The following is a 14,956-nucleotide window of genomic DNA, read 5'->3' on the forward strand; positions in this document are numbered from 1 at the left end:
GGATGCTCTACAACTGTTTGCCATCCTGTAGAAATTGCTCCTTGCTGTTATCAGAAATCCGATTTTGATGTACAGCAGGATATTTCCCTAACTACACAAACATGGCAGCAACCTCCTTTTAATGGATATTGCAATTCATGCACTACTAATACAATAAGAGTTGAAAAAACTATCACTGTTCAGGCAAATAATACATTTACAATAAAAAATGCTTCTGTTCAATTTGGCCCATTAGGAAAAATAATTGTGGAGCCGGGCGCCCGCTTAATATTGGACGGATGCACGCTGACCGTGGCTCCTACTACACTTGTTTCGGATTGTTTTTTATGGCACGGCATTGAAGTATGGGGAGACCCAAGCAAAACTCATTCTCTTTCCGACCAGCAATATCAGGGCATGGTTACATTTTTAAACAGCCCGGTAATTGAAAAAGCGCATATCGGTGTTTTACTTGGGAAGACAGGATGTATTTCTTCTTTTACATGCGGACTTTGCAAAGGTCCCTACGGTTTATCTGCCAGCGGGGGAATCATCAATGCAACAAATGGCACTTTTAATGCATGTGCAATCGGGGTGGCGTTTGCGCCATTTGCACCAACAAATGCGAGTATAATTTCAGGCTGTAATTTTATCGGTGGAAATGTTAAATTGTTTGACCCAGGATATATAACCGGCAATGCATATACTTATCCGAATATACATAATCCCGCCTATGCATTTCCCAACTCAACCGGCAGAAGCCCCTGGGGAATTTATGTTTGGAAAAGCGCGCGCAACGTAACGTTTGGCTCTGCAACTTCGGGTAATACTTTTGATAACATGGAAGAAGGCATCCGCGCCTTTGATACGCGATTCAATGCGAACCTATGCAGTTTCAACAATCATTTATATGGAATAAATATTCAGAACACAAATCCCGTTTTAAGCAATACGCATTTATTTTCTTCTAATACCTTTATCGCGAATTTAAATACAGGCATTCTTATAAACAACGGCTATTACGACCGGATGACAGCAAATGGTTTCAACAAATCCAATAATCCTACTCCTTTTATAACCAATGGGATTTTTTTTCAAAATGCCCGCGCATTTAATGTATTTGATAATAATATTTTTAATAAAGTCACTACTGCGGGGGTTTTCTGCGATAACACGGGCACCTATGGTGGATTTATTGGTACAATTAATAATAATCAAAATCAATTTATCGATTGCCCTACGGGAATTATTGTTGGGTTGTTCAAAACAAGTAACAACAGCGCATTAATTATCAGGTGTAATTCTCATAGCAATGCCGGAACCAGTTTTAATCCTTATTGCTGGAGTAAATCCGGCATATTGGCAAACCAGGGAAGTTTGCCTCCTTCTTCCGCTGCCAATCCCGACCAATATCCGGCAGGAAATGATTTTGTTACTCCAAGTGAAAAAGCGATTTCTTCGGCTGATGCGTATTTTAAGTATGTGCATCATGTTTCGCCCCCTTCCAAAATTCCTGATGTTCCCATCAATACGAGCATTAATCATTTTACTCCTGTTAATTCTACTATTGCCGCTACCGGAACATCGTGCGATCTAACTACAGTACCCTGCACTTGCAATCCTCCCTGCTGCCGCATTATTCAAATAAATAATCTCAACAGCCAGATTGCTTCGCTTCAGCAGGAATATAATTCGGTGCTCGCAAATTTAGACCATGGTCAGACAAGCGCGCTGCTTGCCGCAATCAGCAGCAATACTTCAAGCGGCAACCTGAAAAATTTATTAGTGCAGGATTCTCCTCTGTCAGATGAAGCGCTTCTCGCATTTATCAATAAAACCGGAACTCCTCCCGGAATTTTTAGGGATGTGCTGATGCCTAACATGCCTGTTTCCGATAATGTATTAACTCCTTTATTCGCCAAAGCATCAGCGTTGCCTGTCGGCATTGCAAACCAAATCAAGTCAGCGCAGGGAAGTTCTGCCGTGCGCACGCTTGCGAACATTTCAAGAGATATTGCCAATGCCCAAAGAGATGTTCAGCAAAATATAAATGAGGCAGTAACCTATTATCTCGGCAATAATTCTATTGACTCCGCCTCTGCATTTTTAGAAACTTACAGCCAAACGAATGAAACGCGGCAAATTCTTTTCGGGCAGGAATTGTCGGACGGCAATCTAACATCCGCGGAAATGCGGCTGAATTCTTTTGCTCCTGCTGATAACGAGGAAGCCGACTGGAAAACCCTGATGCTATTATTGCTCAACATGAAAGCGCAGGGCAATACCGAATATGATTTAGACAACGCGCAGGTAATGCAGATACGCGGCATTGCGCAAAGTTCCGTCAGCAGCGTTGCGCGTTCGAATGCGCGCGCAATTCTCATGCTGTTGTTTAACGAGCAGTTTCCTCCCGATGCAAATACCTCGCGGCTTATGCAAACGGAAAACGAAGGAGAGTTTGCATACAAAGAATCCATCAGCGAAGTTTCGCTGAGCGAGCCGCAGCCAAATCCAAGCAGCGATTACACAACTTTTATTTATTCGCTGCCTGAAGAAATTCCTTACGCCATCCTCGCTGTTTATGATGTTAACGGGAAAACATTACTGAAAAGTTATCCCGTATATGCGTCTGGCAGCCACATTCTGGTAAACACGGGTGAAATGCAGAACGGAGTTTACCTCTGCAAACTCGAAGGCGAAGGATTTACTCCAGTAATTAAAAAATTAGTGGTTATTCAAAAGTAGAAGATGAAACGAAGTTTTGTTTTTTTATTCCTGATTTATTGCTGCTTGAATGCACGCGCACAGGTAGTATGGGATTCGCTGGCAGGAGGACTTCCAATAGCCAGTACCGCTCCTCCTTACAATGATATTGGAGGTGAAATTACTTCTATATGTATTTACAATGGCAAATTATATGTATCCGGTCATTTTGGCAAAGGAAGCGGAAAGCCAATGGACGGAGTAGCAGAATGGGACGGGAAAAACTGGAACTCAACAAAAATTGATTCACTGTATGTCGTATATCCTCCTTCTGCTTTGGCTGTTTACAACAATGAATTATGGGTTGCGGCAGATATTAAGAAAAATCTTTCATCTAAACAGTATATTTTAAAATGGAACGGAACAAACTGGACAAAAGGATTTAAAGATACTGTATCTGGTTGGATAATTAAAGATATAACATATAATAATGAATTATATGCGGGGGGATGGTGGGAATTTATTGACAGCACAAACAAAAATACCATCGAAAGATGGAACGGAACAAAATGGATCAATGCAGGTGGAAGTGTAACCGGGGGCAGTTCTGCAATATTTACAATGGAAATATTCAACGGGGAATTATATGTTGGCGGAATTTTTTATTCGGCAGGAGGCATTCCCGCTTCTTGTATTGCAAAATGGAACGGTACTGCCTGGGACAGCGTGGGCAGCAACGGGGCCGATTACGTAGTGCAATCAATGGCGGCTGATACTATAAATAATTTTCTTTATGTGGGAGGTGGTTTTTTAAGCGTTGGAAATGGGATTCCTGCCTATTTAATTGCGAGATGGGATGGGTATATGTGGAGCGCATTAAAAAATACGCTGCCGAATACCAATGCTGATTTCATGAAAATGTATCACGGTAAATTATACATCAAGGCAGACAGCATTAATGGAATATCCTATCAAAGCATCGCCAAATGGGATGGCATAAAATGGGATTCCCTGCCGGGGGGAATCAGATTTTTTGAATATGGTCCGACCGATCCCGCAAACAAAGGAGATATTGAAGCATTCCTTGAATGGAAGGATACTTTATACATTGGCGGTCGGTTTGACCAGGCGGGTACCATTCAAAAAGCAAACAGCATTGTAAAATATTATGAGCCGTGGGAAAACAACTGCAATTATCTGCAGCCCATTATTCATGCCCTCACCCCTACGCAACTGCCTGCCGATACTTTTTATTATACTGATTCTGTTGCAGTAAATTTTTACAACAACGTAAAAAGCGCAAGCAACTGGCAGTGGGATTTTGGCGACAGCAAAAGCGGAAACGGACAAATGCCAGTGCATTATTACAAAACAGCGGGAACTTATACGGTTTCTGTAATTGTTTCCTATAACGGTCCTACCGGTACTTGCATTGATACTGCCTATAAAACCATTACTATTATTTACGGAACAGCGGCAGTCAACAACATTCAGTCGCAAAGTTTGAAGTTCAAAATATATCCCAACCCCGCAAAAAACAATATTACAGTTGAAGTGGAAGAATGGAAGGGTGGAGGGATGGAAGAAGAATACACAGTTCGCATCACCAGCCCGCTCGGTCAGAAAGTGGCGGAGAAAAAGTTTACAAAGAGAACAGAGGTGGAAGTTTCGGGTTTCGGCAAGGGATTGTTTCTTGTGGAGGTGTGTGAAACACCGGACATCCCCCTTATTCCCCCTTCAAAAAGGGGGACAGAAGTTCGCTGCCACACGGAGAAAGTGGTGATTGAGTAACTTTGCAGCATAGAGTATAAGTCCCCGTGTTTTTTTCTTTCTATCTTTATCTCCTGAATTACACAGGCACGGTGTTTGTATTATGCCGTGCGCAACTTTAATACATCCACCATGAAAAAATTATCAGCGCTTTCCGCCTTATTGTTTTTTTCCTTCTTCGTCCTTGCGCAAAAATCAAATTATGTTTTCTTCACCGAAGCAGGCGAGCCCTTCACGCTGATGCTGAACGGGGTTTCGTACAATGCCGCACCGCAATCAAACGTAAAAGCCGAAGGGCTGAACGAAGGCACCTATGCCGTGCGCATCACGTTTGCCGATGCTTCGCTCAAACCCGTTTTGGAAGAATTAGTGCTCAACGAAGGAGTGGAAGTTACCTTTGTCATCAAAAAAGAAAAAACCGGCAGCATTGAAACCGGTGTGAAAAAATTCAGCAAGGGATTTCTCTCCACCAAATCCGATTCGGAAATTGCGAAAGAAAAACAACAGGTGGATGCCGAAGCCGCCAAAGGAAAATACACGCTCGAGTTTCTTTCGCGGGTAAAAATTTCGGAAGCATCTTCCAACACGGCAAACAATCCTCCCGCTCCTCCTCCTTCCACTAATCTGCCCGAAGCCGGCACCTACCGCGGAAGCGGTGACCCCATGAAAGGGCTCAACGTGGACAAACCAAAGAACATGCTCGTGGGAAATTATTACGCGCTCATCATTGGCGTGGATAATTACAAAGGTAAATGGCCCCCGCTGAAAAATGCGGTGAGCGATGCAAAGGCGATTGAGGCGCTGCTGAAATCAAAATACAAGTTCAACACGTTTCACACGTTGTATAACGAGCAGGCGAGCCGCAAAGCAATTATTTCCGAACTCGAATGGCTTTCGAAGAATGCAGAAGAAGAAGACAACGTGTTCATTTATTATTCCGGTCACGGAGAATTCAAGAAAGAACTGAACAAGGGCTTCTGGGTTCCTGCCGATGCGCTTTCGAACAGCACTGCCGATTATATTTCCAACAATGATTTGCAAACCTATCTCGTGGGAATAAAATCGAAACACACGCTGCTGGTTTCCGATGCCTGCTTCAGCGGAGATATTCTCAGGGGAAATACCATTTCTGTTCCATTTGAAGACACAGAAAAATATTACCGCGATGTGCACGGGCTGATTTCGCGGCAGGCAATGACTTCGGGCGGAATTGAGCCGGTGCTTGATGGAGGAAAAAACGGGCATTCGGTCTTCGCTTACTATTTTCTGAAAACGCTGAACGAAAACGACAATAAATATTTTGATGCCGGGCAACTCTACGAGAAAATAAAAATTCCGGTGGTGAACAATTCCGAACAAACTCCCAAACTTTCTCCCGTAAAAGACACAGGCGATGAAGGCGGGCAGTTTATCTTTATTAAGAAGTGATGCCCCTTCCCTAAAGGGGAAATTGATACAACAGAGTGTTGATATTTCAAGTTTGCATTTTAATTTTTCTTTGCTTCTCATTCGTAGATTCGCAACAATTCGTAATCCGTAATTATGAGAGCATACATTTTTCCCGGACAGGGCTCGCAGTTTTCTGGCATGGGAAAAGAACTTTATGAAAATTCTCCGGCAGCAAAAGAATTGTTTGAGAAAGCAAATCTCATTCTCGGCTTCCGCATTACAGACACTCTATTTGCAGGAACCGATGAAGAACTGAAGCAGACAAAAATTACTCAGCCCGCCATTTTTCTTCACTCGGTGGTTCTCGCAAAAACGTTGGGAGAATCTTTCAAGCCCGATGCAGTGGCAGGCCATTCGCTCGGAGAATTTTCTGCGCTGGTTGCCAACCAGACATTAACTTTTGAAGACGGATTGAAATTAGTTTCCAAGCGCGCGCTGGCAATGCAGAAAGCATGCGAAGCAAACCCATCCACCATGGCGGCAATTCTGAATCTCGATGATAAAGTGGTGGAGACCATTTGCGCGGAAATTTCTTCTTCGGGAGAAGTGGTGGTGGCGGCAAATTATAATTGCCCGGGACAATTGGTGATTTCAGGTTCAATCAATGGAGTGACTATTGCCTGCGAAAAATTAAAAGCCGCAGGAGCAAAACGCGCGCTGGTGCTTCCTGTTGGCGGTGCGTTTCATTCTCCGCTTATGGAGCCGGCAAAAAAAGAACTGGAAGAAGCAATAAACGCTACTGCTTTTTCAAAACCAATTTGCCCGGTTTATCAGAATGTAAATGCAAGTCCTGTAACAAATGCGGACGAAATAAAAAATAATCTCATTGCGCAACTCACCGCTCCTGTGCGATGGACGCAAACCATTCAGCGCATGACAGCCGATGGAATAAATTCGTATGTGGAAGTGGGACCGGGAAAGGTTTTGCAGGGATTGGTAAAGAAAATAAATAAAGACGCTGACGCACAGAGTGCGTAAATTCCAAATGACAAATAACACACAAATGAATTCCAAATTCAAAGTAGAAAATCTCAAACGGTTTTGGAAGTTGAAGTTTAGTTGTTGGTGCTTGTTTGGAATTTGTTTTTGGGAATTTGGAATTTTAAATTGTGCGCAGGCACAATTTTTCAAGGGCATCGGTATTACAGGCGGAGTAACTATGGCGCGCGAGAAATGGTTTGACACTTACCCGGATGGCACAACAGATAAACTCCGCAAGAAAAATATTTTCGGCTTCAACGGTTCATTAAGGGCGGAGTTCATTGATAACGATAACATCCGCTGGGTAACCGAATTTCAGTTCAACCAGAAAGGATGCAAGGATAAAACCGACAGCGCCACTTATAAAGACAAACTCAACTACATCTGCTGGAATAATTTTCTCAAACTTCAATACGAAACATTTGACGGTTATCCTTATTTGCTGTTAGGTCCGCGCGTGGAATATTTGCTCACGCAGGCAACAAAATCTCCTGCAATAACAGGCGCATTTCAGAAATTTAATTTCAGCTGGGGAGCGGGAATCGGTTATGAAAAAATTGTGTACGAATATTTCAAGCCCTTTGTCGAATTGCATTATAATCCCGACACTCCGTTTTATTACGCCTACAAAACCGAGCCGCTGAAAATCCGCAACCGCGCGTGGGAACTGCGCATCGGCATCATCTTCCGCCCGGGCGGGCATGACTCCTGCCCTGCGGTGATTTATTGATTACTCCAACTCCTCCTCAATATCATTCATCTTTGAGCCGCGTATGATGGAATTGTCTTCTCCTGAATCAGACAAGTCCATAGAAGAAGTCGGCTCAATGAATTTTGCAAACTGCGAAATGAATAAAAGATTTTCAGAGCCCACTCTTCCGTTGCGGTGCTTGGCAATAATTATTTCCGCCATGCCTTCGGTGGAATTTCCGTTTTCATCCACGGTAATGCCCACCATATCCGGTCGGTAAATAAACATCACAAGGTCGGCATCCTGCTCAATGGCTCCCGATTCGCGCAGGTCTGAAAGTTGCGGGCGTTTGGTTCCTCCGCGCTGTTCCACCGCGCGGCTCATTTGCGAAAGCGCAATAATGGGAATGTTCAGTTCTTTTGCAATTGCCTTGAGCGAGCGCGAAATATTGCTCACCTCCTGCTCGCGCGAAAATTTTCCTTCCTGCCCCGACACCATCAGTTGAAGATAGTCCACAATAATCAGCGCCACATCGTGCTGCGCTTTGAGCCGCCTTGCCTTGGCGCGGAATTCAAAAATGGAAAGAGCGGGAGTGTCGTCAATATAAATGGGAGCGGTGGTGAGTTTTCCAATCTTGGCGTTCAACTGGTGAAACTCATCATCGCGCAATTCGCCTTTGCGCAATTTATCGGCAGGCAATTCGGTTTCGGCAGCAATGAGGCGGCTCACTAACTGAATGGAAGTCATCTCGAGCGAAAAGATGGCAGCCGGTTTTTGAAAATCCACTGCGGCATTTCGCGCAATGGTCCCTATGAAAGCGCTTTTTCCGGTTCCGGGACGCGCTGCAAGAATAATCAAATCGGATTTTTGCCAGCCGCCCGTGATGGCGTCAATGCGCGTGAAGCCGCTTTGCACTCCGCTTAATTTTTGGTCTTTCGCACCTTCAATTTGCTGGATTGTTTTCAGCAGCAGCGGGCGGATTTCTTCGAAGTCCCTGCGGATGTTGGTTTGAGAAATGGAAAATAAATTCTGCTCGGCTTTGTTGAGCAATTCAAAAACATCCGATGAATCTTCATACGCATGTTGCAGCGTGTCGGTGGAAATGCGGATGAGTTCGCGCTGCAAAAATTTTTCAAGCACAATGCGCGCGTGCATTTCCACATTGGCAGCAGAGGCAACACGGTTGGTTAACTGCGTAACATAAAATGCTCCGCCTGCAATTTCCAGTTCACCTGTCTTTTTTAATTCCTGCGTAACCGTAAGAATATCCACCGGTTCCGACTTGGAAAATAAATTTACAATAGCCGAAAAAATATGCTGGTGCGCTTCTTTGTAAAATGCTTCGGGCTTCAGAATGTCAATCACATTGGAGAGCGCGTCTTTGTCGAGCATGAGAGCACCCAGCACGGCTTCTTCCAAATCTACCGCCTGCGGAGGAAGTTTTCCAAGTTCGAGCAGTTGTGCAGGAGTGATGGCAGTTTTAGTTCGTTTGCGCGTGTCGCGGGTATCTTTTCGTTCCATACTTTTGAATCGGAGATTAAAAAAGGGCTTTAGCCCCGGTGAATTTTTTCTGACAATTATTTAATTATGCAACAAAGGTAAAGAAATAGAAATTCCTTCCCAAGAAAAATCCTAACAACAATTAACAAGAAACATTTTTAGGAGGAATTAAGCAAAGTGAGTATGTTTGCTGTGAAAAATCATTCATTTCATTTTCACAAATAATCTTTTCAACAACATGCTGAAAACCTTATCAACAATCGTTTTGTTTATTTGCGCCTGCACAGAACTTTTTTCTCAGAACAAAACTATTCTGCAGGGAACGGTGAAGCAGAGCGATGGAAACCCGCTGCGCAATTCTGCAGTGATGCTCATTCAATATAATCCCGCCACAAAATTATTTTCAGCAGTGGATTCTTCCTATACAGATGCGAATGGAAAATATAAATTCGATGGTTCCATGCAGTATTTCATTCTTGCCAAACCCGATGTTACCGTGAATGATTTTCCCACGTACTATGGCAATTCGCTGTTCTCTCAGAAAGCCACTCCTGTTTCGATGAATTACGGAGAAGCGGTGACGGCAGATTTTTCCACTGTTAAAAAAGCGTTCAGCAATTCAGGCGTTGCCTCTTTAGGCGGAACCATTTCTCTCGGAAAAAATCTCGGTCCGGTTTCAAAAGCCACCGTGTTTCTTGCCGACAAAGACAAAAATCCCATCGCGGTTGCTTCCACCAACGCGCAGGGAAAATTTGAATTTAAAAACCTGGCAATGGGAAATTATTCCGTGTGGGTGGATATGGCGGGAGTGGATAACCTGAATGCCGATGTAATTAATCTGAATGTTCTGAACCCGGTAAAAAATAATTTTCATTTTCAGATTGATGACGGAGTGTTAACGTATGCCGAGAATAATTATGCAAGCATTAAAGAGGCGCTGGCGAACAAAGAAAATGTTTTTGCACTCAACCTGAATTCGCTTCAGCACGATGTGGAAGAAAAAAGTTTTGTCATTGCGCCTGACGGAAGCAAAACGCTCCTGCCGCAGGCGGGAGAGTTTTCAAATCTCGAATCGCTTTCACTTGATATTAATATGCTGAATTCGCTTCCTGCCGAAACAGGAAAACTTGGCAAACTCACTTCACTCAGTTTGAGTTTGAATAAACTTTCTTCTCTTCCTCCTGAAATGGCGAACCTTCAACATCTGAAAACATTGAATCTCGGAAAAAATAATTTCAGTAAGTTTCCCGATGCAGTCACTTCTCTTTCTTCGCTTGAAGAACTGAATCTTGAAAATAATTCTTTTGCTTCGCTTCCAACTTCCATTAACGCGCTGAAAAACCTGAAGACATTAAATCTTTCCGGCTGCGCAGAATTGCTTGCGCTTCCTCCGCAAATCGGGGAACTTGCAAACCTTGAAGTGCTGGAACTTTCCAACTGCGCAAAATTAAAATCGCTTCCGAAAGAATTGAACAACCTGAAAAATCTGAAAGTGCTCGACATTCAGGGAACAAAACTCAACGCGAATTCATTTAAGAAAGCCGTGCCGAATTGTGAAGTGAGGGTTACGAAGAAGTAAGAAGTTAGAAGTGAAAAGTAAGAAGTTGTTTAATTCTAAAATCTCACTTCTTACTTTAAACTTTTATTGGTCTACTCCCGGTTTGGTAGCCATAAATGCCATTCCAACTCCCATTGCAATTCCTGCAATGAGCGCGGGAATCCATTCATTGGTAGATGCACCTATAACAATTCCCAATCCGAGCCCGATAAATGTCCAGTAAAACCTGAATGGTTTTGTGTGCTTGCCGTGTGTTGCTTCCATAAAATATTTATTATTTATTTTTCAGATGCAATGTAACTATTTTTATTGTATCACAAGTTTGCCGGCAGAAATAATTTCTCCGGAAGATTTGAGTTGGTAGAAATAAATTCCGCTGTTCGCTCCGCTCATGTTTACGGTTTCCTGTTTACGGTTTACGGTTTTGTCAAGCACTTTATTTCCGAAGACATCATAAACACATAATTCAACAGCAGACCGTAAACCATAAACTGTAAACTGCCCGCTGGATGGATTCGGATAAACAAGGATGGAATTATCAAAACTGTTTTCAGAAATTCCGCTGAGCGAATAAGCAAACGCCAATGAATATTCTCCCAAAAGAAGCGAATCAATTTTTATCGTGCCGGTTTTGTCTGTCAGATTGCCTTCATTTTTTGTATAGTATGGAAAATAGTTCCAGTCGTCAGCGGCATTTTTCCGATAGAGAAGAACAATACTGTCTTCCTGGTTGCTTGCAGTGAGCAGTTGATTATCGAGCCAGCAGTTTCCACCGCTGGAACAACTGGTTCTTCCATCGTAAAGGATGGAAGCGGTTGCATTAAAAAGATTCGGAACAATGCCGCTCACTTTCCAATAGTGATAGGGCGAAAGTTTATAATTCGGATTGGGTGTTTTGAAAGAATCGGGCGGAGCCCAGTTATGTTCCACAAAAATAAATGCCGAATCTGTAATTGCCTGCACGGTGATTTGCATTCTTCCGTTTGCACTTTGACCGAAAGAAGTGCCGGCTGCCTTCAGCACTTTCGTATCGGAAGTAATGGCGTCAGAAATTTTTTCATCCATATCCACTCCGGCAAAAACAGGATTAACGGGAATAGTTACCGTTGCCGTTGTATTTTTTCCTGAGACATTTATAATTTTTACCGCTTCATTCCAACCTGCATCTTTGAAAGTGATTTCAAGCGGAACATTATTGAAATAATTTGACGCGCCATCTGATTTTTGTTTTATGTAAACCGTAACATCATAATTGGAACCATTCACCACCGAAGAAAAAGAATCAATGGAAAAATGCGGCCAGCCGGGACCCCAAACCCATCCGTTGAAAAAATCATTCATGTTCACTCCTGTTGCCGTAGTCATGTCATCGCGGAATTTTTTGCTTGAAACATCGGTGAACGGATTATTCGCCTGCACATACTTCAACCCGAGAAAAAAAAGTGAATCTCCCAGATAGCCGCGCATGGTGTGAACCACATCAGCGCCTTTGTGATACACTAAATAAGAATCGTACGTGTTCGCATGAGAGACGGGAGCGATGGGCAGATACCCGTTGTTGTGCACGTGCGTGTAATGAACATTATCTTCATGATTGGCGCGCACCTGATTTTTGTAAGCAGTTTTTCCGTACACACATTCTTCAAAAAGAAACTGCGAGTAATTTGCCACGCCTTCGTTAATCCACATATCACCCTGATTATGGCAAGTTATGTGGTCGCCAAACCACTGATGCGAAAGTTCGTGCGCCATCAAAATATCTTCGTAAGAAGTTGTTCCGGTAATGAACGGGCGCGGATAAGAAATGTTAGTGGCATGCTCCATGGCACCTGAAGAAAACGGAACCACCGCATAGCCCATTTTTTTCCAGGGGAAAGGACCGTAATGGTTTTCATAACAAGCAATGGCATTTTTCAGATTCACGAATGAACCTTTGAGTTTTGTTGTGTCGGAAGCAACATCGGAAAGAATAAGCGGAATGGTATCGCCCGAAATGCTGATGAACGACCAATTCACCTGCGTATAAATTCCCACTGCCACCATTGCCAGATAAGAAGGAATAGTTTCATCGAGAACAAACGTGCGCGTGCGGTAACCGTTTATGTCGGTAGTATCTTTTACAAGTGTGCCGTTGCAATAAGCAATTTTTCCATTATTGGTTTTAATGTTGAACTCGTATTTGCTGCGCTCCACAAAATTATCGAAGCAGGGAAACCAAACCCGTCCGTAATTATGCGGGTCGGCAGCAAAACCCACTCCGAGATTATATGCTTCGGTGGAAGTAAAATAAAATCCTCCCCAGTTGCTCGCGTCAATTTGCGGAGTGCCGTGATAAAAAACCACTATAGAAGTTGTGTCTCCGCTGTTTTTTACAGAGGGAAGATTTGCAATCAGCAATGTGTCGTTGTAAGAGTAGGTAAGATTAGAATTATTCAATTGAACAGAATCCACTGTGAGTTTCAGCAAATCCAAACTCAACGTGGAAACAGAATTCATCTTCGGAACAAAATCAATTTGCGTGTTGCCTGCAATTATTTTATTGGTGAAATCTGTAATCTGAAGATTGACGGTGGTTTTGAGAATGTCAATGGTATCGGAGCGCAAGGAATCGGCAAATAAATTCATGTTCCCTTTCTTATTTCCCTGCTGGGAAAAAACAGAAAGTGAAACAAGTAAAAGAAAAAGAGAAATTATTTTTCTCATCTACTCAACAATAAGTTTTCCAGTCGCAATTTTTCCGTCAGAAGATTCCAGTTTGTAGAAATAAATTCCCCTGCCCGCTCCGCTCATGTTTACAGTTTCTTGTTTCCCGTTTAGAGTTTTGTAAAATACTTTATTTCCGAGCACATCATAAATAGATAATTCAACCGTAGACCGTAAACCATAAACTGTAAACTGGCCATTGGATGGATTTGGAAAAACTTGAATCTCCTCTTCCGAATAAATTTCATTCATTCCAACCAGCGTGCAAGGGTCGAATGTGAGCGTGGAATCAATTGTAACGGTGGTTGCCGGGAATGACTGCGCTCCACCGGAAAGGACTGTGAAGCCGCTGCGCGTTTGAAGAACGGGCAAATCCAATTCGGGACTGCAAGGCAAATTAAAACATTGCGTACTGCCCACCGAATCCGTTTTCACTAAGTAAAAATCAAAATACCCGATGCCGAACGAAGCCGTTCCTCCGGCAAGCATCATTCCTCCATCGCTTGTTACCTGAAAAAACCAGGGGTCATCCATAGCGGTGCCGCCATAGGTTTTCGCCCAGGTAATAATTCCAATGCTGTCGGTTTGAGCGAGCAAAAAATCTTTTCCGCCCGCGCCATAAAAACCTGTTTCGCCAAAAACATAATAGCCGTTGTTGGGTGCCGGTTTTACATCGTAAGCGATTTCACTGCCGGGGCTGCTGCCATACGCGCGGTTCCAAAGCAAATTGCCATCAGAATCGGTTTTCATAATGGAAATGTGATGCGCTCCCACTGCGTTATTCACGTGCACATCGCCCACTACAATATATCCTCCATCACCGGTTTGATATCCTGCGTTGGCAGATTCTTCGGTAACTTTTCCAATCTGTTTCACCCATAGCGTATCTCCGTTCGAATCGGTTTTGATTAAAAGATTATCGGAACTTCCGAAACTGTTGGCAGAAGTTTCTCCGGTTACGATATATCCTCCATCGGAAGTGCCGGAAACCGAATATAAAAAGGTAGCGCCTGAGCCGTCAAAAACTTTTGTCCATAAAAGCATTCCGGCTGAATTTACTTTCACCAGGTATCCGTCATACGTTGGATTGGCAGCGTATGTAGTAGTCGAGCCGGTGGAAACAAATCCGCCATCGCTTGTCTGAATCACATACCAGCCGAGTTCATCGCCTGTGCCGCCAATGGTGGTTGACCATAAAAGATTTCCATCGGAATCGGTGCGCACCAGATACATGTCCTTGCATCCTCCTGTTCCACATATATCTTTTGAGCCGGTCATAATGAAGCCGCCATCGGTGCAGGTATATAAATAATAAGGAATATCATTTCCTGTTCCGCCATAGGTTTTGCTCCAGAGAATGTTTCCCTGCGGGTCAATCTTCACCAGATAATAATCGAGGTCTTGCTTGGCGCTGAAACTATTGGTTCTTCCGGAAATAATATAATTTCCATCAAGAGTTTTTTGAATGCAACTGCCGGTTTCGGAGCCGGTGCTTCCATAGGTGCGCTGATAGGTTTGTGAAAAAGAAGAAATAAAAAGCGAAGAGAAAAATAGAGAGAGCAAGTAAGCAGAGTAAATTTTTTTCATGAAGTATTATTATTTGTCAAAGATATAAATTAAGA

10 protein-coding genes are annotated in these 14,956 nt (G+C 43.2%); 6 read left to right on the top strand and 4 right to left on the bottom strand.

Annotated features, from left to right (window positions below):
- The 5 genes from HY063_10645 to HY063_10665 all read left to right on the top strand — a co-directional run.
- A partial coding sequence (locus HY063_10645; protein ID MBI3502242.1) for a T9SS type A sorting domain-containing protein occupies positions 1–2,724 on the top strand: 2,724 nt, incomplete at its 5' end.
- Between the two features lie 3 nt (positions 2,725–2,727).
- Positions 2,728–4,473, top strand: coding sequence for a PKD domain-containing protein (locus HY063_10650; protein MBI3502243.1), 1,746 nt, complete (start codon positions 2,728–2,730; stop codon positions 4,471–4,473).
- A 111-nt stretch (positions 4,474–4,584) separates the two neighbouring features.
- Positions 4,585–5,880 (top strand): caspase family protein, encoded by a 1,296-nt coding sequence (locus tag HY063_10655; protein ID MBI3502244.1) that lies wholly within the window; start codon positions 4,585–4,587, stop codon positions 5,878–5,880.
- Positions 5,881–5,994: 114 nt separating this feature from the next.
- Positions 5,995–6,879, top strand: coding sequence for an ACP S-malonyltransferase (gene fabD, locus HY063_10660; protein ID MBI3502245.1), 885 nt, complete (start codon positions 5,995–5,997; stop codon positions 6,877–6,879).
- A gap of 25 nt (positions 6,880–6,904) precedes the next feature.
- On the top strand, positions 6,905–7,612 hold the full coding sequence (locus tag HY063_10665; protein MBI3502246.1) for a hypothetical protein: 708 nt from the start codon (positions 6,905–6,907) through the stop codon (positions 7,610–7,612).
- Here the strand turns inward: HY063_10665 and dnaB are convergent, their stop codons facing one another.
- Entirely contained in the window at positions 7,613–9,094 is a 1,482-nt protein-coding gene (gene dnaB, locus HY063_10670; protein ID MBI3502247.1) for a replicative DNA helicase, read from the bottom strand.
- A 217-nt stretch (positions 9,095–9,311) separates the two neighbouring features.
- On the opposite strand from dnaB, the gene HY063_10675 reads away from it, so the two are divergent.
- On the top strand, positions 9,312–10,652 hold the full coding sequence (locus HY063_10675; protein MBI3502248.1) for a carboxypeptidase regulatory-like domain-containing protein: 1,341 nt from the start codon (positions 9,312–9,314) through the stop codon (positions 10,650–10,652).
- Between the two features lie 63 nt (positions 10,653–10,715).
- Here HY063_10675 and HY063_10680 read toward each other — a convergent pair whose 3' ends face one another.
- From HY063_10680 to HY063_10690, 3 genes are read right to left on the bottom strand one after another with little or no spacing between them, the layout of a single operon-like run.
- Positions 10,716–10,895 carry a hypothetical protein gene (locus HY063_10680; protein MBI3502249.1) on the bottom strand — a complete coding sequence of 60 codons (180 nt, stop codon included), beginning with the start codon at positions 10,893–10,895 and terminating at the stop codon, positions 10,716–10,718.
- 42 nt (positions 10,896–10,937) lie between these two features.
- On the bottom strand, positions 10,938–13,334 hold the full coding sequence (locus tag HY063_10685; protein ID MBI3502250.1) for a T9SS type A sorting domain-containing protein: 2,397 nt from the start codon (positions 13,332–13,334) through the stop codon (positions 10,938–10,940).
- Positions 13,335–14,921, bottom strand: a complete 1,587-nt coding sequence (locus HY063_10690; GenBank protein MBI3502251.1) for a T9SS type A sorting domain-containing protein — start codon at positions 14,919–14,921, stop codon at positions 13,335–13,337. It abuts the gene before it with no gap.
- Positions 14,922–14,956: the final 35 nt, after the last annotated feature.

The organism is Bacteroidota bacterium, from assembly GCA_016195025.1.
Lineage (GTDB): Bacteria > Bacteroidota > Bacteroidia > Palsa-948 > Palsa-948 > Palsa-948.